This is a genomic window from Nocardioides cremeus (assembly GCF_030518195.1).
In the GTDB taxonomy this organism is placed as follows: Bacteria; Actinomycetota; Actinomycetes; order Propionibacteriales; family Nocardioidaceae; genus Nocardioides; species Nocardioides cremeus.
In genome coordinates, this window is sequence record NZ_JAULSC010000007.1 from 119,823 (window position 1) to 141,005 (window position 21,183).

Genomic DNA, 21,183 nt, shown 5'->3' on the forward strand with positions numbered 1-21,183 from the left:
CGCCCGCCTCAGCCGCGGGCCGCGGCCTGGGCGGCCTTCATGTCGCGGCGCAGCTCCTTGGGCAGCGAGAAGATCAGCGACTCCTCGGCGCTGTGCACCGCCTTGGCGTCGGGGTAGCCGCGCTCGGCCAGGTAGGCCAGCACGCCCTCGACCAGCGCCTCGGGCACGCTCGCACCCGAGGTGACGCTGACGGTGCGCACGCCCTCGAGCCAGGCCTCGTCGATCTCGCTGGCGTCGTCGACGCGGTACGACGCCTTGGCGCCGGCCTCCAGGGCGACCTCGACCAGGCGCACGGAGTTGGAGGAGTTGCCCGAGCCGACCACGATCAGCAGGTCGCTGCCCTGGGCGATCTCCTTGACCGCCAGCTGGCGGTTCTGGGTCGCGTAGCAGATGTCGTCGCTGGGCGGGTCGAGCAGCTCGGGGAAGCGCTCACGGATGGCCGCGACCGTCTCGAGGGTCTCGTCGACCGACAGCGTGGTCTGCGAGAGCCAGGCGACCCGGCTGGGGTCGCGCACCTCGATGTTCGCCACGTCGGCGGGGCTCTGCACGAGCTGGATGTGCTCGGGCGCCTCGCCGGCGGTGCCCTCGACCTCCTCGTGGCCCTCGTGGCCGATCAGCAGGATGTCGTAGTCGTCGGAGGCGAAGCGCTTGGCCTCGTGGTGGACCTTGGTGACCAGCGGGCAGGTCGCATCGATCGTCTTGAGCTCGCGCTCGGCGGCCTGCTGGTGCACCTCGGGGCTGACGCCGTGGGCGGAGAAGACGACGGTGGCACCCGTCGGCACCTCAGCGATCTCCTCGACGAAGACCGCGCCGCGCGACTCCAGGTCGGCCACCACGTGCTTGTTGTGCACGATCTGCTTGCGCACGTAGACGGGGGCGCCGTAGAGGTCCAGGGCCTGCTCGACGGTGACCACCGCGCGGTCGACGCCGGCGCAGTAGCCGCGCGGCGCCGCCAGCAGCACCGCCTTCTCGGCCTCGTCGGGGCTCAGGACCGGGGGCATGCCCATGCTGACTCCCGGGCCCGTGCTGGTCGCTGCGTCGGTGCTCATGCGCTCCATCGTAGGCGTGTCGGCGTGATGGCCTAACCTCGCGGCCATGACCCTCGAGACCTCCGCCGCCGCGCCCGCCCCGGTGCGCCAGATCGCCACGGCGATCGCGGGCTGGGTCGACCGGCTCGGCGCGGTGTGGGTGGAGGGCCAGCTGGCCCAGGTCAACCGCCGTCCGGGCATGGCCACGGTCTTCATGACGCTGCGCGACACCGTCGCCGACGTCTCGGTGCCGCTGACCGCGCCGCGCACCCTCGTCGACTCGCTCAACCCGCCGCTGGTCGAGGGCGCCAGCGTCGTGGTGCACGCCAAGCCGTCGTACTACGCCAACCGCGGCAGCATGTCGCTGCAGGTGCGCGAGATCCGCATGGTCGGGCTCGGCGAGCTGCTCGCCCAGCTCGAGCGGCGCCGCCAGCTGCTGGCCGCCGAGGGGCTCTTCGACCCCGCGCGCAAGCGCCGGCTGCCGTTCCTGCCCGGCCGGGTCGGGCTGGTCACCGCCCCCAACAGCGCCGCCGAGCGCGACGTGCTCGAGAACGCGCGCCGGCGCTGGCCGGCGGTCGAGTTCGAGGTCGTGCACGCCACCATGCAGGGCACCCGCTGCGCCGGCGAGGTGATGTCGGCCCTCGAGCGCCTCGACCGCCACGGCGACGTCGACGTCGTCGTCGTCGCCCGCGGCGGCGGCTCGGTCGAGGACCTGCTGCCGTTCTCCGACGAGGCGCTGGTGCGCACCGTGCACCGGATGAGCACCCCGGTGGTCTCCGCGATCGGCCACGAGCAGGACGCCCCGCTGCTCGACCTGGTCGCCGACGTGCGCGCATCCACCCCCACCGACGCCGCCAAGCTGGTCGTGCCCGACGTGGTCGAGGAGCTCCAGGGCGTCGCCGGGGCCCGCGACCGGCTGCGCTCGCTGGTGGCCGCCCAGGTGGCCCGCGAGCAGGCCGGCCTCGACGCGCTGCGCTCGCGCCCGGCGCTCGCCGACCCGCGCTCGCTGGTCGACGGCCGGGCCGAGGAGCTGGTGGCCCTGCGCGAGCGGGCCCGGCGCTCGCTGTCGCACCGCCTCGACCGGGCCGCCGACGAGATCGACCACCAGCAGGCCCGGGCCCGGGCGCTCTCGCCGCTGGCCACCCTGCGGCGCGGCTACGCCGTGCTCCAGGGCCCCGACGGCCACGTCGTCACCTCCGTCGACGGGGTCGCCCCCGGCGCCGAGGTCAGCGTGCGGGTCGCCGACGGCCGCGTGCACGCCACCACCACCCGGCTCGAGCCGCTGCTCGAGCGCCCCGCCTCCACCTCCCCCACCGCAGAGGACGAGCCCGATGGCTGAGCCCACCACCGACCCCGCCGCCACGACCGACCCCGAGCAGCCGTCGTACGAGGCGGCGCGCGAGGAGCTCGTCGACGTCGTACGCCGCCTCGAGGCCGGCGGCACCACCCTCGAGGAGTCGCTCGCGCTCTGGGAGCGCGGCGAGCAGCTCGCCGGCACCTGCCAGCGCTGGCTGGACGGCGCCCGCGCGCGCCTCGACGAGGTCCTCGACGCCGACGACTGACCCGGCCCGAGCTTCCCGCCGAGACGGCCCGAACTTCCCGCTGACCCGGCCCGAACTTCCCACTGACCCGGCCTGAACTTCCCACCGAGTCGGCCGGGATCTACCCCTCGTCGGGCGCCGTTCCCGCACTGCAGGTCTGGGCCGGGTCGGTGCGAGGTTCAGGCCGGGTCGGTGCGAGATTAGGGACGGGTCAGCGCGAGATTGGGGACGGGTCAGCGCAGCGGGGCGGTGGTGAGGGAGGCCAGGAGGTCCTGCAGCACCTCGGGGTCGGCGGAGCCGTAGACCATCACCGTGCGCGTCGCGTCCTCGCCGGCCGCGTCGGCGGTCGCGGGGTCGAGGCCGATCTCGGCGACGTACGCCGTGTCACCGCCGTCGTCGGTGAAGGTGCGCCACTCGGTGGCCACCTCCGACGCCTCGAGGACGAACGGGTCGCCCTCGACGGCGACCTCGTCGACGTAGGCCTCGACGAGCTCGTCGGGCTCGGTGCCGGTGTCGATCATCCCGGCGAACTCCTCCTCGTCGGTGAGCAGCGCCAGGGAGAAGGTCGGCGGGAGGCCGGGCAGGTAGTCGAGGTTGTTGACGACCCAGCCCTCGGGGAGGTCCTCGGGGTAGACCAGGTCGCCGCCCTCGCCCTGCACCGCCCGGACCACCTCGACGTAGTCGGTGTCGGGCGGGGTGTACTCGGGCTCGGTGCGGAAGAGGCCGCGGAAGACCACGAACCCGATGACCGCGACGAAGAGGATCAGCATCGCGCCGACCAGACCGCTGGTCGATCGGGTGTAGCGGCCCGGACGGCCCGTCTCGCTCATGCCCCGATTGTCCCGTGCCGCCCCAGCCCACCCCGCTCCGGGGCACCGCCGACACCGACCGACGACGCAGATACGGTCGTAGCGCGCGAGAACAACCGCAGGTGCGGCATACTCGCAGCGTGAGCACCTACCGGATCGCGGAAGCAGCCGACCTGCTCGGCGTCAGCGACGACACGGTGCGCCGCTGGGTCGAGGCCGGCCGGGTGCGCGCCGACCACAGCGAGGGCCGCACCACCATCGCCGGCCCCGACCTCGCGGCGCTGGCCGAGTCGCTGGCCGACGCCCCCGACCCGGCGCGCGCCTCCGCGGTCAGCGCCCGCAACCGGCTGGTCGGCATCGTCACCCGGGTCCGCAAAGACACCGTGATGGCCCAGGTCGACATGGTCTGCGGGCCCTACCGGATGGTCTCGCTGATGTCGGCCGAGGCCGCCGACGACCTCGCCCTGTCCCCCGGCTCGCGGGTCGTGGCGTCGGTGAAGTCGACCAACGTCGTCGTGGAGCTCCCGTGAGGGCCCGCGCGACGGCCGCGGCCGCCCTGCTGCTCGCCCTCATCGGCGCCGGCTGCAGCACCGGCGGCAGCGACGAGGGCCCCGCGAGCGACGCGGGCGCCGAGCAGCGCCTCACAGTGCTGGCAGCCGCCTCGCTCACCGAGACCTTCACCGAGCTGGCCCGCGAGCTCGAGGCGGAGAACCCCGGTGTCGAGGTCACCCTGGCCTTCGACTCCTCCGCGACCCTGGCCCAGCAGGTTCTCGAGGGGGCGCCGGCCGACCTGCTGGCCACCGCCGACACCCGCACCATCGAGTCGGCCGCCGACGCGCTCGCCGCGGCCCCCGAGGTCTTCGCGACCAACACGCTGGTGCTGGTCGTGCCGGCCGGCAACCCCGCCGGCATCGAGTCGGTCGACGACCTCGCCGGCGCCACCTACGTCGCCTGCGTCGAGACCGCCCCGTGCGGTGCGAGCTGGGCCGCGCTCGCCGACCAGCAGGGCATCGACACCGAGCCGGCCAGCCTCGAGGTCGACGTCAAGGCGGTGCTGGCCCGCGTGGTCGCCGACGAGGTCGACGCCGGCATCGTCTACGCCTCCGACGCGGTCGCGGCCGGCGACGCCGTCGAGACCCTCGACCTGCCGGGCTCCGAGGAGCAGGTGACGTCGTACGCGCTGGGCCTGCTCGAGCAGAGCAGCGAGCCGGCGCTCGCCCAGGACTTCGCCGACCTGGTGCTCGGTGAGACCGGCCGCGGCGTGCTCACCGACGCCGGGTTCGGCGTGCCGTGACCCTCACCGCCCCCGCCCCGCGCACCGGCGAGGCCGCCCACCACCTGGGCCGCCCGCCGCTGGTGCTGCTCGCCCCGGCCGTGCTGGCCGCGGTGCTGCTGGTGCTGCCGCTGGTCACGCTGGTGCTCGACACGCCGTGGGGCACCTTCCTCACCGAGCTGCGCTCGGAACCCGTACGCCGGGCGCTCGCCCTCTCCGCGCTCACCTCGCTGCTCACGGTGCTGGTCTGCGTGGTGCTCGGCACCCCGCTGGCCTGGCTGCTGGCCCGGGTCGAGTTCCGCGGGCGTGGCCTCCTGCGCGCCGCGGTGGCGGTGCCGCTGGTGCTGCCGCCGGTGGTGGCCGGCGTCGCGCTGGTCACCGCCCTGGGCCGCAACGGCCTGGTCGGCTCGCTGCTGCGCGAGACCACCGGCCTGACCGTGCCGTTCACCACCACCGCGGTCGTCGTGGCCCACGTCTTCGTCTCGATGCCCTTCTACGTGCTCAGCGTCGAGGGCGCGCTGCGCACCGCCGGCGAGCGGTACGACGTCGTCGCCGCCACCCTCGGCGCGACCCGCTGGACGACCTTCCGCCGGGTCACGCTGCCGCTGGCGCTGCCCGGGCTGGTCGCGGGCGCGGTGCTGGCCTGGGCGCGCAGCCTGGGCGAGTTCGGCGCGACCATCACCTTCGCCGGCAACTTCCCCGGCACCACCCAGACGATGCCGTCGCTGATCTACACCACGCTGCAGGCCGACCCGGCCGCCGCGCGCACCCTGAGCATGATCCTGCTGGTGGTCTCGGTCGGCGTGCTCGCCGGCCTGCGGCACCGCTGGCTGAGGCCCCTGTGACCGGCCAGCAGATCCACCAGGAGACCGGCCTGCACGCCGACGTCACCGTCGAGGGCCGCCTGCACGCGACGCTGCATGCCGAGCCGGGCCGGGTGGTGGCCGTCATCGGCCCCAACGGCGCGGGCAAGTCCACCCTGCTGGGCGCCCTGGCCGGCACCGTGCGGGCCACCGGCCGTGTCGAGGTCGCCGGCCGCGACTGGAGCGACCTGCCGGTGCGCGAGCGCCGCCTCGGGGTGGTCTTCCAGGACCGCTCGCTGCTGCCCCACCTGCGCGCCCGCGACGACGTCGCGTTCGGGCTGCGAGCCCGCGGCGTGCCGCGCCGCGAGGCCGACCGGCGCGCCCTGGGCTGGCTCGAGCGGCTCGGGGTCGGCGACCTGGCCGACCGGCGTCCCGCCCAGCTCTCGGGCGGGCAGGCCCAGCGGGTCGCGATCGCGCGGGCGCTGGCCGGGGAGCCCGACCTGCTGCTGCTCGACGAGCCCTTCGCGGGCCTCGACGTCGGGGTCGCCACCGGGCTGCGCATCGAGCTGGCGCGCCACCTGGCGGCGTACGCCGGCATCGCGCTGCTGGTCACCCACGACGCGCTGGACGCGCTCACCCTGGCCGACGAGGTGCTGGTGCTCGACGAGGGCCGGGTCGTGCAGACCGGCACGCCCCGCGAGGTCGCGGCCCGCCCCCGCTCCGAGCACGTGGCCCGGCTGGTGGGCCTCAACGTGGTGCGCGAGGGCGACGAGCTGCGCTCCTTCGCCCCCAGCGCGGTCGCCGTCTCCCCCCGCGCGCGCAGCGGGCACGACGCCCCGGCCACCTCGGCCCGGCACCGCTGGGCCGGCCGGGTGGCGGCGGTCGCCCCGCACGGCGACGCCGTGCGGCTGCTGGTGAGCACCGAGGACGGCCCCGAGCTGATCGCCGACGTCACCCCGGCCTCCGCGGTCGAGCTCGGGCTCGAGCCCGGCGCCGAGGTGTGGCTGAGCGTCAAGGCGACGGCCGTGCAGACCGATAGCATGCGCCCATGACCTCGCTCTCGCCGTTCGACAGTCCCTCCTCGACCCCCGACCGCAACCTCGCGCTCGAGCTGGTGCGGGTCACCGAGGCGGCCGCGATGGCAGCCGGACGCTGGGTGGGCCGGGGCGACAAGAACGGCGCCGACGGCGTGGCCGTCAACGCGATGCGGGTGCTGATCTCGACGATCGGGATGAACGGCACCGTGGTGATCGGCGAGGGCGAGAAGGACAACGCCCCGATGCTCTACAACGGCGAGCAGGTCGGCGACGGCACCGGCCCGGAGTGCGACGTCGCGGTCGACCCGATCGACGGCACCACCCTGACCGCCAAGGGGATGACCAACGCCGTCTCGGTGCTCGCGGTCTCGCCGCGCGGCTCGATGTACGACCCCTCCGCGGTCTTCTACATGGAGAAGCTGGTCACCGGCCCCGAGGCGGCCGACGTCGTCGACATCGAGGCCCCCGTCGCCGACAACATCGCCGCGGTCGCCAAGGCCAAGGGCAAGCGCGCCGAGGACGTCACCGTCGTGCTCCTCGACCGGCCCCGCCACGAGAACCTCGTGGCCCAGATCCGCGCCACCGGCGCGATGATCAAGTTCATCAGCGACGGCGACGTCGCCGGCGCGATCATGGCCGCGCGCCCCGAGACCGGCATCGACCTGCTGCTGGGCGTCGGCGGCACGCCCGAGGGCATCATCACCGCCTGCGCGATGAAGTGCATGGGCGGCACCATCCAGGGCAAGCTCTGGCCGCAGGGCGCCGACGAGACCCGCAAGGCCATCGACGCCGGACTCGACCTGGGCCAGGTGCTGACCACCGACGACCTGGTCACCGGCGACGACTGCTTCTTCGTGGCCACCGGCATCACCGACGGCGAGCTGCTGCGCGGCGTGCGCTACAGCGCCGGCGGGGTCACCACGCACTCGCTGGTGATGCGCTCGCGCTCGGGCACGATCCGCCAGATCCACTCCGAGCACCAGCTGCACAAGCTGCGCGCCTACTCCGCGGTCGACTTCGACCGCTGACGCGGGCCGAGGCCGGCCGAGGTAGCGGGTGGTCGCCGCTCAGGCGGTGGCCACCCAGCTCTGCGCCTCCTCGCGCGCGTTGCGGTGGCGCACCAGCGCCTCGCTGACGGCGCTGATGACGCTGGGGTCGACGGCCATGCCGACGTGGGAGGTGCGCACCTCGACCTGCGCGGTGGCCTCGGGGTCGATGCAGGCGCGCCAGTCGACGATGCCGTCGCGGCGCGAGTAGATCGCGGTGAACTCGACGCCCTCGGGCAGCGGGGCGCGGCTCTCCTCGAAGCTCTGGCGCGCGCACGGCCCGCCGACGCAGTCACCGGTCATGGTGCGCGGCACCCCCAGCTTGCTCAGCGCGATCACCCCGCCCAGGCTCGCGGTCAGCGCCCGGTGGTGAGCGGCCGGGGCCATCATCGGGCTGCCCATCGTCACGATGCCGGCCACCAGGTCGGGGCGGCGCACCGCGATGCCGCGGGCCAGCATGCCGCCCAGGCTGTGCCCGACCAGCTGCACACGGGAGCCGCGCTTGGCCGCGATCACCTCGAGGCGCTGCTCGATCAGCTCGGCGGCGTCGAGGGTGCAGCCGACGTTGGCCAGGATGTGGGAGCGGTAGGTGCGCATCCCCTGGCCGCGCAGCGCTCCGGCCATCAGCCGCAGCGTGAGGTCGCCGGCCAGGAAGCCCGGCACCAGCAGCACCGGGTCGAGGTCGCGCTGCTGCGCGCCCGCGACGTACGGCGTGCGGCGGCGCTCGCGCAGGCCGCTCACGGCCGCCGTGGCCCAGCGACGAGCCTCGCCCGCGACTCGTGCCTCGTTGAGCACGGCCACCACCGGCGGGCGGCGGTAGCCCTCCGGGAGGAGGAAGGAGGCGAGCGGAGACTCGTTCATCCTTCGACGGTAGCGTGACGTGCACCACCCTGTGAGGTGTGACACCCAATTGTGATGGTGCGTCCGGTCAACCTGCCGGGTGCGGTGTACTTGACACATGTCTGCCCGCAACCCGGTGACCGTGTCCGAGCAGCTGCGCGCCCCCGTGGGGCCGCAGGTCGAGCTGTGCTACCAGACCTTCGGCGAGCCCGACGCCGACCCGCTGGTCCTGGTGATGGGCCTCGGCGCCCCGCTGACCTGGTGGGACGACGACCTGTGCACGCGCCTGGCCCGGCGCGGCTTCTACGTCGTGCGCTTCGACAACCGCGACGCCGGGCGCTCCAGCCGGATGACGGGCCGGGTCACCCGGGCCACCCTGCTGCGCGCCTTCGCCGGCCTGCCCACGCGGGCGCCGTACACGCTCAGCGACATGGCCGGCGACGTCGTCGGCCTGCTCGACCACCTCGGCCTGGAGTCGGCCCACGTGGCCGGGGTGTCGATGGGCGGGATGATCGTGCAGACCCTCGCCGTCGAGCACACCGCCCGGGTCCGCTCGCTGACCTCGATCATGTCGACGACCGGTCGGCGCACCGTGGGCTGGCAGCACCCCGCGCTGCTGCCGATGCTGATCGGCAGCGGCGCCCAGGGCAAGGAGGCCTACATCAAGCAGAGCGCCCGCCTGTGGCGCCTGATCGGCTCCCCCGGCTACCCGCTGAGCCCCGAGGAGAACCGCCAGCGCGCCGCCGACACCTACGACCACGGCGTCAGCGCCGGCGGGACCCTGCGCCAGATGGTGGCCATCCTGGTCCAGCCCGACCGCGGGCCGCGCCTGGCCGCGCTCGCCCTGCCCGCCCTGGTGGTGCACGGCCTGGCCGACAAGATGGTGCACCCCTCGGGCGGTCGCGCCACCGCACGGGCGCTGCGCGGCTCCGAGCTGCTGCTGATCGACGGCATGGGCCACGACCTGCCCACCGCGCTGCACGAGAGCCTCGCCGCGGCCATCAGGCGCACCGCCGACCGCGCCTGAGCACCCTTCCCACCCTGCGCCCAAGGGGGTGTGGCGACGCTCTTTACCCAGCGTTAGACCTGTGGTCCCAGCCGTACCACCGGGAGGACACATGCCGCAGGAGAGCCCACCCCCGCCGTCGTCGCGACGGCGACCGCGCGGCGTACGCCGCCGGCGCGGCCTGGCGACCGCCGCCGCCCTGGCGCTGTCGGCCGGCCTGCTGGCCGCCTGCGGCTCCGAGGGCAAGCCCACGCTGACGTGGTACCTCAACCCGGACGGCCAGGCGACCTTCGAGGTCTTCGCCGAGCAGTGCAGCACCGACGAGTACGACATCCAGACCCGGCTGCTGCCCACCAGCGCCACCGACCAGCGCGTCCAGCTGGCTCGGCGCCTGGCCGCCGAGGACAGCCAGACCGACCTGATGAACCTCGACCCGGTCTTCGTGCCCGAGTTCGCCAACGCCGGCTGGTTGCTCGAGCTGCCCGGCGACACCGTCACCGACGACACCCTCGAGGGCATCGCCGAGACGGTGCGCTGGGAGGACAAGATCTACGCCTCGCCGCTGTGGGCCAACACCCAGGTGCTCTGGTACCGCAAGTCGCTGGCCCAGGAGGCCGGGCTCGACATGAGCCAGCCGGTCACCTGGTCGCAGGTCGTCGAGGCGGCCTCGTCGGTCGACGGCGCCACGGTCGGCGTGCAGGCCAACAAGTACGAGGCCTACGTGGTGTGGATCAACGCGATGATCGAGGGTGCCGGCGGCGCCATCCTGGAGAACCCCGAGGCCGGGGTCGACGCCGAGGTCGCCCTCGACTCCGACGCCGCGCGCGAGGCGGCCCGGGTGGTCGACGAGCTCGCCTCCTCCCCCGCCGCCCAGGCCGACCTCTCGGTCTCCAACGAGGGCACCGCGCTGGCCTACATGTTCGGCGACGGCCCCGGCGCCTTCATGGTCAACTGGACGTTCGTCTACAAGAACTTCGAGCCCGGCGACGCCAACGACTACACCAAGGAGCAGTTCGACGACCTGGGCTGGGCGCGCTACCCGCGCACCGTCGACGGCCAGGAGTCCGCTCCCCCGGTGGGCGGCATCGACATCGGCGTCGGCGCGTTCACCGACCACCCCGACTTCGCCCGCGAGGCCGCCGCCTGCATCACCTCGGTGGAGAACCAGGTCGAGCTCGCGGTCACCGACGGCCTGATGCCCGCGACCCAGTCGGCGTACGACGCCGACGAGCTGGCGAAGGCCTACCCGCCCGACCTGCTCGACCTGTTCCGCACCAGCGTCGACGAGGGCGGGCCGCGCCCCAAGAGCGCCTTCTACGCCACCATCTCCGGGGCCATCCAGTCCCGCTGGCACCCGCCCAGCGAGGTCGACCCCGAGACCACGCCCGAGAGGTCGCAGGAGTACCTGCAGGCCGTGCTGGAAGGGAAGGCGCTGCTGTGACCTCCGCGACCGTCGCCACACCGGCCACCGACGCCGGCAAGGGCCCCAAGTCCGCTCCTCCCGAGGTCAGCGACCGGGCCCGCCACGAGAACCGGCTGGGCCAGCGCCTGGTCGCCCCGGCGGTGGTGGTGATGCTCGTGGTCACCGCCTTCCCGATCATGCGGGCGCTCTACCTCTCGCTCTACAACTACTCGCTGACCGCGCCCGAGGACCGGCAGTTCATCGGGCTGTCCAACTACCTCACGGCGCTGACCGACACGCTCTTCTGGCGCGACATCGGCGTGACCGTGCTCTACATGGTCGTCACGGTGGCCATCGAGCTGGTGATCGGCTTCGCGTTCGCGCTGGTGATGCACCGCGTGATCTTCGCCCGCGGCCTGATCCGCACCTCGATCCTGATCCCCTACGGCATCATCACCGTGGTCTCGGGCTTCGCCTGGCAGTTCGCCTTCACCTACCAGAACGGCTTCGTCAACGGCTGGCTGCCGTTCATCGAGGACGACTTCAACTGGTTCGGCGACCCGGTGCCCGCGGTGATCGCGATCATGGTCTCGGAGATCTGGAAGACCACGCCGTTCATGTCGCTGCTGCTGCTGGCCGGCCTGGCGCAGGTCTCGGAGGACATGGTCGAGGCCGCCAAGGTCGACGGCGCCACCTGGTGGCAGCGGCTGTGGAAGGTGATCCTGCCCAACATGAAGGCCGCGATCATGGTCGCGGTGCTGTTCCGGGCGCTCGACGCCTACCGGATCTTCGACAACATCTTCGTGATGACCGCCGGCGCCCAGGGCACCGAGTCGATCTCGTTCCTGACCTACCGCCAGAGCATCGAGCAGTTCCAGCTCGGCATGGGCTCGGCGCTGGCGGTCCTGCTGTTCCTGTCCGTGCTGCTGGTGGCCTTCCTCATCGTCAAGATGTTCAAGGTCGACCTCGCCCAGGCCCGAGGGGAGTGATCTCGATGAGGAAGATCGGACTGGTCGCCGGCGTCGGAGCGGTGCTGGTGTGGTGCCTGCTCCCCGTCGTGTGGATCATCTCGCTGTCCTTCAAGAGCCAGGCGGCTGTCTCCGGCGGCACCGACCCCGGATTCCTGCCGCTGGACTCCTTCACCGGCTTCGCCAACTACGCCGACGTGCTGGCCGACGACCAGTTCCGTCGCGCCATCATCAACTCGATCGGCATCAGCCTGATCGCGACCCTGCTGTCGGTGATGATCGCGACCCTGGCGGCGTACGCCATTGCGCGCCTGGAGTTCAAGGGCAAGAAGCTGGTGCTCACCACCGCGCTGGCGATCGCGATGTTCCCGGTCGTCTCGCTGGTCAGCCCGCTCTTCGACCTGTGGCGCACGATCGGGCTCTACGACACCTGGCCCGGGCTGATCCTGCCGTACATGTCGTTCACGCTGCCGCTGGCGATCTGGACGCTCTCGGCGTTCTTCCGCGAGATCCCGTGGGAGATGGAGCAAGCCGCCCAGGTCGACGGCGCCACGTCGTGGCAGGCGTTCCGCAAGGTGATCGTGCCGCTGGCCGCGCCCGGCGTCTTCACCGCCGCGATCCTGACGTTCTTCTTCGCCTGGAACGACTTCGTCTTCGGCATCACCCTCACCTCCACCGAGAACGCGCGCCCGATCCCGGCGGCGCTGTCGTTCTTCGTGGGTCCCGACCCGTTCCAGCGTCCCGCCGGCCTCCTGGCCGCCGCGGCCGTGGTGGCCACGATCCCGATCGTGCTCATCGTGCTCGTCTTCCAACGCAAGATCGTCGCCGGTCTGACCTCCGGCGCCGTCAAGGGCTGAGTCAGACACAGAAAGGCAGGTCCGATGGCCGCCATCACGCTCAAGAACATCGTCAAGAAGTACGGAGACGGCTTCGCTGCCGTCAACGACGTCTCCATCGACATCGCCGACGGCGAGTTCGTCATCCTGGTCGGCCCCTCGGGCTGCGGGAAGTCGACGCTGCTGCGGATGATCGTGGGACTGGAGGACATCACCTCCGGCGACATGATGATCGGGGACCGCAAGGTCAACGACCTGGCCCCGCGCGACCGCAACCTGGCGATGGTCTTCCAGAACTACGCGCTCTACCCGCACCTGTCGGTCTACGAGAACATCGCGTTCCCGCTCCGGCTGGCCGGGGCGCCCGACCAGGAGGTCGACGAGAAGGTCCGCAATGCCTCCAAGACCCTCGAGCTCGACGAGCACCTGGAGCGCAAGCCGGGCAACCTGTCGGGCGGCCAGCGCCAGCGGGTCGCGATGGGCCGCGCGATCGTGCGCGAGGCCGACGCGTTCCTCTTCGACGAGCCGCTCTCGAACCTCGACGCCAAGCTGCGCGGGCAGATGCGCACCGAGATCGCCCGGCTGCAGAAGCGCCTGGGCATCACCACGGTCTACGTCACCCACGACCAGACCGAGGCGATGACCCTCGGTGACCGGGTGGCGGTGCTCAAGCGCGGCTACCTGCAGCAGCTGGCCACCCCGCGCGAGCTCTACGAGAACCCCGGCAACCTCTTCGTCGCCGGCTTCATCGGCTCCCCGCCGATGAACTTCCTGCCCGCGGAGGTCGACGGCACCACGGTGACCCTGCCCTTCGGGACCGTGCAGATCCCGGAGGAGAAGGCCGAGCGGGCGCAGGGCAAGGGCGTGCTGATGGCCGGCATCCGCCCGGAGTTCTTCGAGGACGCCCAGATCGCCGACAAGGTGGGCTCCGACTCCACCTTCACCGCCGACATCGACTTCGTGGAGTGGCTCGGCAACGAGACCTACGCCTACATCCCCTTCGAGGCACCGCCGGAGGTCGAGGCCAAGATGCGCGAGCTCGAGGCCGACCTCGAGGGCGAGGGGCTGCGCACCCAGCTCGTGGTCTCGCTCGACGGCTCGAGCCGGATCAAGGAGGGCGACAAGGCCGAGATCTACGTCGACGCCACCAAGATGCACCTCTTCGACCCCGCCACCGGCGAGAACCTCACCGTCGACCGCGAGCACGCCGGCGAGATCCCCGACCATGCCCTGGTCACCGCGGGCTGAGCACGACGCAACGCACGAGCCGGCGCCACTTCCGCAGGAAGTGGCGCCGGCTCGGCGTGTGGCAGGGGCGGCTCAGTCGCTGAGGCGCGCGCCGCTCTTGGTGTCGAAGACGTGCACGTGGTGCGGGTCGGTGGTCACGTGCATGATCTCGCCCTTGCGTGCGTGGTTGCGGCCGTGGACGCGCACGATCACGGTGCTGGGCACGCCCTCGACGTCGGAGGTGCCGTAGATGTAGTTGTCGGCGCCGAGCTCCTCGACGACCGTCACCTTGATCGGCAGGCCCTCACCGGGTCCCACCACGCGCCAGGCCTCCGGGCGTACGCCGACGGTGATGGCGCCCTCCATCTTGCGCTCGGCCGCGGGGTCGACCGGCACCTCGTAGCCGCCGATGTTGGCCCGGCCGTCCTTGGCCACGGCCTCCATCAGGTTCATCTGCGGCGAGCCGATGAACCCGGCCACGAACAGGTTGGCGGGCTTGTCGTAGAGCTCCAGCGGGGTCGCGACCTGCTGCAGCTCGCCGAGCTTCATCACTGCGACCCGGTCGCCCATCGTCATCGCCTCGACCTGGTCGTGGGTGACGTAGACGGTGGTGATGCCCAGGTCGGCCTGGAGCTTGGCGATGTCGGTGCGGGTCTGCACGCGCATCTTGGCGTCGAGGTTCGACAGCGGCTCGTCCATGCAGAAGACTTGCGGCTGGCGCACGATCGCGCGGCCCATGGCCACGCGCTGGCGCTGGCCGCCCGAGAGCGCCTTCGGCTTGCGCTCGAGGAACTCGGTGAGCCCGAGCATCGCCGCGGCCTCCTCGACGCGCTTGTTCCGCTCGTCGGTGGGCACCTTGGCCATCTTCAGCGAGAACCCCATGTTCTCGGCGACGCTCATGTGCGGGTACAGCGCGTAGTTCTGGAAGACCATCGCGATGTCGCGGTCCTTGGGCGGCAGGTGCGTGATGTCGCGGTCACCGATGTAGATGTGGCCCTCGTTGACCTCCTCGAGCCCGGCGAGCATCCGCAGGGTCGTGGACTTGCCGCAGCCGGACGGGCCGACCAGGACCATGAACTCGCCGTCCTTGATGTCCAGGTCGATGCCGGGGACGGCGGGGGTGTCAGAGCCGGGATACCAGCGCTGAGCCTTCTGGAATGACACAGTTGCCATGAGTTGCTTCTCCTCGTTCCTTCACCGGCAGGTACGTGCCGGACGATCCGTCGTGAAGTGACACGAGTCACTCTAGGGTGCCGCTGCCCGGTTGCCCACAGGTCCCACCGCTCGGGCAGCCCGGGCCCGCAGGTCGGGCAGGCCCAGGAGGCGGGCCTGCCCGAGTGGGCACTACCGCGCCGCCGTCGCCGTGGCCGAGGGGTCGACGTACACCGAGGAACCGAGCTCGACGAACTCGCGCGACTTCTCCCGGAACCGGTCGCGCACGTCCTGACTTATCCGCATCGAGCAGAACTTCGGGCCGCACATCGAGCAGAAGTGGGCGGTCTTGGCGGCCTCGGCCGGCAGCGTCTCGTCGTGCATCGACTGCGCGGTGGGCGGGTCGAGGGAGAGCGCGAACTGGTCGTGCCAGCGGAACTCGAAGCGCGCCTTGGACAGCGCGTCGTCCCAGGCCCGGGCGCCGGGGTGCCCCTTGGCCACGTCGGCGGCGTGCGCGGCGAGCTTGTAGGTGATCACCCCGGTCTTGACGTCGTCGCGGTCGGGGAGGCCCAGGTGCTCCTTGGGCGTGACGTAGCAGAGCATCGCGGTGCCGTGCATCGCGATCGCGGCGGCCCCGATGGCGCTGGTGATGTGGTCGTAGCCGGGCGCGACGTCGGTGGCCAGCGGGCCCAGGGTGTAGAACGGCGCGCCGTGGCACCAGTCCTGCTGCAGGACCACGTTCTCCTCCACCAGGTGCAGCGGCACGTGCCCGGGACCCTCGACCATCACCTGCACGTCGTGCTCCCAGGCCCGCAGCGTCAGCTCGCCGAGGGTGCGCAGCTCGGCCAGCTGGGCCTCGTCGTCGGCGTCGGCCACGCTGCCCGGGCGCAGCCCGTCGCCGAGGCTGAACGCGACGTCGTACGCCGCGAAGATCTCGCAGAGCTCGTCGAAGTGGGTGTAGAGGAAGTTCTCCTCGTGGTGGGCCAGGCACCAGCCGGCCATGATCGACCCGCCGCGCGAGACGATGCCGGTGACCCGGTCGACGGTCAGCGGCACGTGGCGCAGCAGCACCCCGGCGTGCACGGTCATGTAGTCGACGCCCTGCTCGGCCTGCTCGACCACCGTGTCGCGGTAGACCTCCCACGTCAGCCGGTCGGCCTCGCCGTCGACCTTCTCCAGCGCCTGGTAGATGGGCACGGTGCCGATCGGGACCGCGGAGTTGCGCAGGATCCACTCCCGCGTGGTGTGGATGTCGTCGCCGGTGGAGAGGTCCATGACGGTGTCGGCGCCCCAGGTGGTGGCCCAGGTCAGCTTCTCGACCTCCTCGTCGATGCTCGAGGTGACGGCGCTGTTGCCGATGTTGGCGTTGATCTTCACCAGGAACCGCTTGCCGATGACCATCGGCTCGGCCTCGGGGTGGTTGAGGTTGGCGGGGATGATCGCCCGGCCGGCGGCCACCTCGCTGCGCACCAGCTCGACGTCGCAGCCCTCGCGGGCAGCGGCGTAGCGCATCTCCTCGGTCACCACGCCGCGGCGGGCATAGGCCATCTGGGTGACCGCGCCGCTGGTGGCGCGGCGGGGGTCCCGACGCGGGCCGGTCCAGGCCTGGCGGGTGCCGCCGCGGCGGGCCGCGCCGCGGCCGTCGTCGAGCGGGTCGGCGCGCCTGCCGTCGTACGCCGTGGAGTCGCAGCGCTGCGCGATCCAGGGCTCGCGCAGGGCGGGCAGCCCGACCGCGGGGTCGCTGCCCGGCCCGGTGGTGCAGTAGCGGTCGAAGGTCTCGCCGTTGGTCAGGGCGACCCGGGTGACCGGGACCTGCACGTCGTCGTGGTCGACGAGCACGCGGGAGTGGGCGGGGTGTACGGGCTGCTGGGTCATCGGGGGTCTCCTTGGGTCTGGTCGGGGGTCGTGTGGGCGACCGGGCCGCGACCGCGGCCCAGCTGCCAGTGCCGGCTGCGGTGCAGCGCGGCGAGGGTGTGGGCGCCGGCCCGGGCGACGGCGGCCTCGAGGTCGCCGGGGTCGTGCGCCAGGCCGGCGGCCAGGGCGGCGCTGAAGGTGCACCCCGTGCCGTGGTCGTTGGTGGTGGCCAGCGCGGGGTGCCGCAGGGCGCGGGCGGCCCGGCCCGGCAGCGCGAGCCAGTCGGTGCAGGTCTCCCCCGCGGTGTCGGCGTCGGGTCCGCCGGTCACCACGACGGCGCAGCCGAGGTCGGCCAGTGCGGCCGCGAGGTCGCACGGCGGCCCGTCGCGCCCGAGCAGGGCGGCGGCCTCGTCGGCGTTGGGGGTCGCCACGGCGGCCACCGGCAGCAGGTGCTCGACGTAGGCACGCGCCACGTCGGCGCCGCCGAGCACCGCGCCGCTGGTGGCGACCAGCACCGGGTCAACGACCAGCCGGCCCCCGCCGAGCCGCTCGGCGACCAGGCGGACCACCTCGGCGCTGCCGAGCATCCCGGTCTTGGCGGCGGCCACCGGCAGGTCCTCGAGCACCGCGTCGAGCTGGGCGGCGACGCTGGCCAGGGGCACCGGGTGCACGTCACGCACCCCGGTGGTGTCCTGGGCGGTCACCGCAGTGATGACGCAGGCCCCGTGGGTGCCGAGGGCGGCGAAGGTGGTCAGGTCGGCCGCGGCGCCGGCGGCGCCGCCCGAGTCGGTGCCGGCGATGCTGAGCACCACCGGCGGGGTCGCGTGCGCGGGTGTCATCGCTCCTCCTCGTCGAGGGCCGCCAGCAGGTCGGCGACCTGCGCGGCCGGGTCGCGGGCGCGCATCACCACGCCCATCACCGCCACCCCGGCGGCGCCGTGGCGCAGCGCGTCGGCGGCGTTCGTGGCGTCGATGCCGCCCAGCGCCCAGACGGGCGGCGCGCCGGGCAGCCGCGCCAGCGCCGGGTCGACCGGCGGTCCGTGGCCGGGCTTGCTCGCGGTGGCGGCGTACGGCGAGAGGGTGGTCCACGCCGCTCCCTCGGCTCCGGCCCGGGCCAGCTCGCCCGCGTCGTGGCAGGAGCGTCCGAAGCGCCCGCCGCTGGGCGCGGGCTGGTGGGCGGCCAGGTGGTGCCCGTGGGCCGCGGGATGGGGCCGGCGGGAGGTGAGGACCGTGAGGCCCGGCACCGCGAGCAGCGTCTCGACGAGGGCGGCGTGGGCCCGGGCTTCGAGGTCGTGCTCACGCACGAGCACGGCCTCGAGACCGGCGGCCGCACACTCGACGACCGTGGCGCTGAGTCCGCGGCCCTTGGCGAGCTGGGCCCGGTCGGTGAGCAGCAGCAGCCTGGGCAGCGGCGGGGGCATCGGCGGGGGCGGCGCGTTCACGCGATCCTCCCGGCGGTCGGGCTCGAGGCGCGGGCCACGGCACGGCGCGGGATCCGGCCCGCGGCGCGGGCCAGTGCGCCGGCCTCGACGGCACGGGCCAGCGCGCCGGCCATCGCCACCGGGTCCTCGGCCCGGGTGACCGCGCTCGCGGCGAGCACCGCCGCGCAGCCCAGCTCGATGGCCAGGGCGGCGTCGCTGGCGGTGCCGACCCCGGCGTCGAGCACGACGGGCACGTCGACGGCGGCGACGACGGCCTCCACGGCGTACGGGTCGAGGACGCCCAGCCCCGAGCCGATCGGGGAGCCCAGCGGCATCACCGCGGCGCAGCCGACGTCCTCGAGCCGGCGGGCGAGCACCGGGTCGGCGGTCGTGTAGGGCAGCACGGTGAAGCCGTCACGCACCAGCGTGGCGGCCGCGTCGAGGAGCTCGACGACGTCGGGCATCAGGCTCGTCTCGTCACCGATCACCTCGAGCTTGACCCACGACGTGCCGAGGGCCTCGCGGGCCAGGCGGGCGGTCAGCACCGCCTCGCGCGCCGAGGTGCAGCCGGCGGTGTTGGGCAGCAGCCGCACGCCGGCTCGGCGCAGCAGGTCGAGGAGGCCACCGGCCCCGGTGCTCGAGGTGCGGCGCACCGAGACCGTCACCAGCGCCGGGTCGGCGGCCTCGAGGACGGCGGGCAGCAGGGACAGGTTCGGCAGCCCGCCCGTGCCCAGGAAGAGGCGTGAGGAGAGCTCCTCCCCCGCCACCCGCAGGGCGGGCAGCCCGCTGGTCGTCAGCTGGCTGGTCGTCACGCCGCTCATCCGCCCTGCACCGCCGTCACCACGTCGACGACGTCGCCGGCGTGCAGCCGGCGCGAGGCGTGCTCGGCGCGCGGCACCACGTCGCCGTTGACGGCGACCGCGCGGCCGTCGGGGTCGGGCACGAGGTCGCGCACGGTCTCGACGAGCGGCGCCGGCCGCCCGTTGAGCAGGATCTGCTCGGTGGGTCTCATCGGGTCTCCAGGAGTCGTCGGGGGTCGGTGGCCGGGTCGACCCGGCCGGTGTCGAGGTGGTCGGCGACCAGCTCGGCGGTCAGCGGCGCCAGCAGCACGCCGTGGCGGAAGTGGCCGGTGGCCATGACCAGCGCGGGGTCGCGGGTGGGGCCGACGAGCGGCAGCCCGTCGACGGTGCCCGGCCGGTCGCGGGCCAGCGCCTCGACCAGCTCGGCGCGGTCGAGGCCGGGCAGCAGCTCGCGGGCGGCCTCGAGCAGCGCGTGCAGCCCGCCGAGGGTGACCACCGGTGGCGCGTCGTGCTCCTCGCTGGTGGCGCCCACGACGACCTGGCCGCCCGCCCGGGGCACCACGTAGGCGGCTCGTCCGCGCGCCCAGCCCCGCACCGTGCGGCTGGGCGGGTCGTCAGTGCGCGCCCGCAGGACCTCGCCGCGCACGCCGCGCACGAGGCCGGGCGGCAGTCCCGCCCGGTCGACGTACGCCGCCGGCGGCGTCGAGCCGGTGGCGAGCACCGTGACCTCGGCCCAGCCGGGCGGCACGGGCTCGGGCTGCACCGGCACCCGCTCGAGCAGGGCGGCCAGGACCAGGCGGGGGTCGATGCTGTGGTCGTCGGGCAGCAGCGCGCCCCCCAGCACCCGGCCGGCGAGACCGGGCTCGAGGTCACGGACGCCGCGGGCGTCGAGCTCCTCGACACGGCCGCCCAGCCGGCGCACCAGCGCGACCTGGCGGTCGACCTCCTGCAGGTCGGCGGCGTCGCGCCCGACCAGCAGCGTGCCGGTCGTCGAGGTCGCCAGGCCCAGCCGGGCCGCCCACCGCGGCCACAGCGCCTGGCTGCGGCGGCCGAGGTCGAGCAGCGCCGGCTCGTCGTGCGAGACCTCGGCGGCGGGGCTCAGCATCCCGGCTGCGGCCCACGAGGCGCCGCGTGCAGGTGCGGGGTCGACGACGCGCACGTCGTGCCCGCGCCGGCACAGCTCGTCGGCGACCGCCAGACCCACGATCCCGGCCCCGAGCACCTCGACCCGGGCCGTGCTGCCCGTGCCGCCCGTGCTTCCCGCGCTCACGCGACGGCGTCGAGCAGCTCCCGGGCGGCGTGCAGCGGGTCGGGTTGTCGCCACAGGGCACCGATGACGGCGACCCCGTGGGCGCCGGCCTCCCGGGCCTGCCGAGCCCGGCCGGCGTCGACGCCACCGATGGCCAGCAGCGGCAGGGTGCCGGTCGCGGCACTGATCGCCTCGAGGCCCAGTGCCGCCGGCAGGCCGGGCTTGCTCGTGGTGTCGAAGACCGGGCCGAGACCGGCGTAGTCGGCACCGTCGTCGGCGGCGCGGCGTACGTCGTCGGCGTCGCGGCAGGTCGCCCCGATGAGCAGGCCCGGCGCCAGCCGGCGCGCGTCGGCGACCGGCAGGTCGAGCGCTCCCAGGTGCACCCCGTCGGCGCCCGCCGCCAGGGCCACGTCGACCCGGTCGTCGACCACGACGGTGGCGCCGTGCGCGCGCACCGCCGCGACCACGCTGCGCGCGAGGACGAGGGCCTCACGGTCGCCCAGGGGCACGAGCTCGTGCTTGGCCCGCACCTGGAAGCCGCGCACCCCCAGCCGGGCCAGGTCGGGCAGGACGGACAGGTCGTCGGCAGGGCCGACCAGGCAGAACAGACGTGGCAGCACCATCGCTCCTCGCTTCCTTCGCCGGCTTTACCCGGATCAGGTTCAACGGTCGGAGCGGCTCAGCTCCCTCTCAGCCCGCTGCCGCGAGCTCCCGTGGTGGACGAGAGGGAACCTAGCGCGAGGGTGGGCGGGGACGTCAAGGCCCTAAGGTCGGTGGATCGTAGTCAAACGGGCACAACCCGCCATCCGGCATCAGGGTCCCGCCTTGGACGGACCTCATCCCGAGGGATCATGCCGTTGTGCCCGTTCGACTACGGGCCGGGAGCGGAGTC

At 73.5% G+C, this 21,183-nt stretch carries 23 protein-coding genes and 1 riboswitch; of the genes, 12 read left to right on the top strand and 11 right to left on the bottom strand.

From position 1 onward, the window contains the following. Positions 1-8: 8 nt before the first annotated feature. Positions 9-1,007 (bottom strand): 4-hydroxy-3-methylbut-2-enyl diphosphate reductase, encoded by a 999-nt coding sequence (locus QWJ41_RS09590; protein WP_302707779.1) that lies wholly within the window; start codon positions 1,005-1,007, stop codon positions 9-11. Between the two features lie 88 nt (positions 1,008-1,095). Here QWJ41_RS09590 and xseA point away from each other — a divergent pair, with 88 nt between their 5' ends. Both xseA and QWJ41_RS09600 read left to right on the top strand, forming a co-directional pair. After that, positions 1,096-2,367 carry an exodeoxyribonuclease VII large subunit gene (xseA, locus tag QWJ41_RS09595; RefSeq protein WP_302707655.1) on the top strand — a complete coding sequence of 424 codons (1,272 nt, stop codon included), beginning with the start codon at positions 1,096-1,098 and terminating at the stop codon, positions 2,365-2,367. Beyond that, on the top strand, positions 2,360-2,590 hold the full coding sequence (locus tag QWJ41_RS09600; protein ID WP_302707657.1) for an exodeoxyribonuclease VII small subunit: 231 nt from the start codon (positions 2,360-2,362) through the stop codon (positions 2,588-2,590). The genes xseA and QWJ41_RS09600 overlap by 8 nt, the downstream gene beginning before the upstream one ends. Positions 2,591-2,802: 212 nt before the next feature. Here the strand turns inward: QWJ41_RS09600 and QWJ41_RS09605 are convergent, their stop codons facing one another. Continuing rightward, the gene (locus tag QWJ41_RS09605; RefSeq protein ID WP_302707659.1) at positions 2,803-3,399 is read right to left on the bottom strand and encodes a DUF4245 family protein; all 597 of its coding nucleotides are present in this window, start codon (positions 3,397-3,399) and stop codon (positions 2,803-2,805) included. Positions 3,400-3,518: 119 nt separating this feature from the next. Between QWJ41_RS09605 and QWJ41_RS09610 the strand changes: the two genes are divergently transcribed. The 5 genes from QWJ41_RS09610 to glpX are packed head-to-tail and all read left to right on the top strand — an operon-like array spanning position 3,519 to position 7,519. Then, complete coding sequence (locus QWJ41_RS09610) at positions 3,519-3,908, top strand: TOBE domain-containing protein (RefSeq protein ID WP_302707661.1); 390 nt, start codon at positions 3,519-3,521, stop codon at positions 3,906-3,908. Next, positions 3,905-4,672: a molybdate ABC transporter substrate-binding protein gene (gene modA / locus QWJ41_RS09615; RefSeq protein WP_302707663.1), complete on the top strand. Its 768-nt coding sequence runs from the start codon at positions 3,905-3,907 to the stop codon at positions 4,670-4,672. Before QWJ41_RS09610 ends, modA begins: the two co-directional genes overlap by 4 nt. After that, positions 4,669-5,496 (top strand): ABC transporter permease, encoded by an 828-nt coding sequence (locus QWJ41_RS09620; RefSeq protein ID WP_302707665.1) that lies wholly within the window; start codon positions 4,669-4,671, stop codon positions 5,494-5,496. Before modA ends, QWJ41_RS09620 begins: the two co-directional genes overlap by 4 nt. Beyond that, positions 5,493-6,506: an ABC transporter ATP-binding protein gene (locus tag QWJ41_RS09625; RefSeq protein ID WP_302707667.1), complete on the top strand. Its 1,014-nt coding sequence runs from the start codon at positions 5,493-5,495 to the stop codon at positions 6,504-6,506. The genes QWJ41_RS09620 and QWJ41_RS09625 overlap by 4 nt, the downstream gene beginning before the upstream one ends. Further along, positions 6,503-7,519, top strand: a complete 1,017-nt coding sequence (gene glpX / locus QWJ41_RS09630; protein WP_302707669.1) for a class II fructose-bisphosphatase — start codon at positions 6,503-6,505, stop codon at positions 7,517-7,519. The genes QWJ41_RS09625 and glpX overlap by 4 nt, the downstream gene beginning before the upstream one ends. A 39-nt stretch (positions 7,520-7,558) precedes the next feature. On the opposite strand, the gene QWJ41_RS09635 is transcribed toward glpX, so the two are convergent. Continuing rightward, the gene (locus QWJ41_RS09635) at positions 7,559-8,398 is read right to left on the bottom strand and encodes an esterase/lipase family protein (protein ID WP_302707671.1); all 840 of its coding nucleotides are present in this window, start codon (positions 8,396-8,398) and stop codon (positions 7,559-7,561) included. A gap of 97 nt (positions 8,399-8,495) precedes the next feature. Between QWJ41_RS09635 and QWJ41_RS09640 the strand changes: the two genes are divergently transcribed. The 5 genes from QWJ41_RS09640 (at position 8,496) to QWJ41_RS09660 (ending at position 13,837) form a co-directional block, all read left to right on the top strand. Then, positions 8,496-9,404: an alpha/beta fold hydrolase gene (locus QWJ41_RS09640; RefSeq protein ID WP_302707672.1), complete on the top strand. Its 909-nt coding sequence runs from the start codon at positions 8,496-8,498 to the stop codon at positions 9,402-9,404. Between the two features lie 91 nt (positions 9,405-9,495). After that, positions 9,496-10,824 carry an extracellular solute-binding protein gene (locus tag QWJ41_RS09645; RefSeq protein WP_302707674.1) on the top strand — a complete coding sequence of 443 codons (1,329 nt, stop codon included), beginning with the start codon at positions 9,496-9,498 and terminating at the stop codon, positions 10,822-10,824. Continuing rightward, positions 10,821-11,774 (top strand): carbohydrate ABC transporter permease, encoded by a 954-nt coding sequence (locus tag QWJ41_RS09650; RefSeq protein WP_302707676.1) that lies wholly within the window; start codon positions 10,821-10,823, stop codon positions 11,772-11,774. Before QWJ41_RS09645 ends, QWJ41_RS09650 begins: the two co-directional genes overlap by 4 nt. Before the next feature lie 5 nt (positions 11,775-11,779). Beyond that, a complete protein-coding gene (locus QWJ41_RS09655) occupies positions 11,780-12,610 on the top strand; it encodes a carbohydrate ABC transporter permease (RefSeq protein WP_302707678.1) in 831 nt (276 codons plus the stop codon). Positions 12,611-12,634: 24 nt separating this feature from the next. Beyond that, a complete protein-coding gene (locus tag QWJ41_RS09660; RefSeq protein ID WP_302707679.1) occupies positions 12,635-13,837 on the top strand; it encodes an ABC transporter ATP-binding protein in 1,203 nt (400 codons plus the stop codon). Positions 13,838-13,909: 72 nt separating this feature from the next. Here the strand turns inward: QWJ41_RS09660 and QWJ41_RS09665 are convergent, their stop codons facing one another. The 8 genes from QWJ41_RS09665 to QWJ41_RS09700 form a co-directional block, all read right to left on the bottom strand. After that, positions 13,910-14,989 (bottom strand): ABC transporter ATP-binding protein, encoded by a 1,080-nt coding sequence (locus QWJ41_RS09665; protein ID WP_302707680.1) that lies wholly within the window; start codon positions 14,987-14,989, stop codon positions 13,910-13,912. Positions 14,990-15,160: 171 nt separating this feature from the next. After that, positions 15,161-16,843 (bottom strand): phosphomethylpyrimidine synthase ThiC, encoded by a 1,683-nt coding sequence (thiC, locus tag QWJ41_RS09670; RefSeq protein ID WP_302707682.1) that lies wholly within the window; start codon positions 16,841-16,843, stop codon positions 15,161-15,163. After that, the gene (thiD, locus tag QWJ41_RS09675; RefSeq protein ID WP_302707683.1) at positions 16,840-17,661 is read right to left on the bottom strand and encodes a bifunctional hydroxymethylpyrimidine kinase/phosphomethylpyrimidine kinase; all 822 of its coding nucleotides are present in this window, start codon (positions 17,659-17,661) and stop codon (positions 16,840-16,842) included. Before thiD ends, thiC begins: the two co-directional genes overlap by 4 nt. Beyond that, positions 17,658-18,263 (bottom strand): thiamine phosphate synthase, encoded by a 606-nt coding sequence (locus QWJ41_RS09680; protein ID WP_302707685.1) that lies wholly within the window; start codon positions 18,261-18,263, stop codon positions 17,658-17,660. Before QWJ41_RS09680 ends, thiD begins: the two co-directional genes overlap by 4 nt. After that, a complete protein-coding gene (locus QWJ41_RS09685; protein WP_302707687.1) occupies positions 18,260-19,063 on the bottom strand; it encodes a thiazole synthase in 804 nt (267 codons plus the stop codon). The genes QWJ41_RS09680 and QWJ41_RS09685 overlap by 4 nt, the downstream gene beginning before the upstream one ends. Next, positions 19,060-19,254, bottom strand: a complete 195-nt coding sequence (gene thiS / locus QWJ41_RS09690; RefSeq protein WP_302707688.1) for a sulfur carrier protein ThiS — start codon at positions 19,252-19,254, stop codon at positions 19,060-19,062. Before thiS ends, QWJ41_RS09685 begins: the two co-directional genes overlap by 4 nt. Next, positions 19,251-20,312 carry an FAD-dependent oxidoreductase gene (locus QWJ41_RS09695; protein ID WP_302707690.1) on the bottom strand — a complete coding sequence of 354 codons (1,062 nt, stop codon included), beginning with the start codon at positions 20,310-20,312 and terminating at the stop codon, positions 19,251-19,253. The genes thiS and QWJ41_RS09695 overlap by 4 nt, the downstream gene beginning before the upstream one ends. Then, positions 20,309-20,911: a thiamine phosphate synthase gene (locus QWJ41_RS09700; protein ID WP_336623284.1), complete on the bottom strand. Its 603-nt coding sequence runs from the start codon at positions 20,909-20,911 to the stop codon at positions 20,309-20,311. Before QWJ41_RS09700 ends, QWJ41_RS09695 begins: the two co-directional genes overlap by 4 nt. After that, positions 20,907-21,016: riboswitch (TPP riboswitch) on the bottom strand. (Overlaps the previous gene by 5 nt.) Positions 21,017-21,183: the final 167 nt, after the last annotated feature.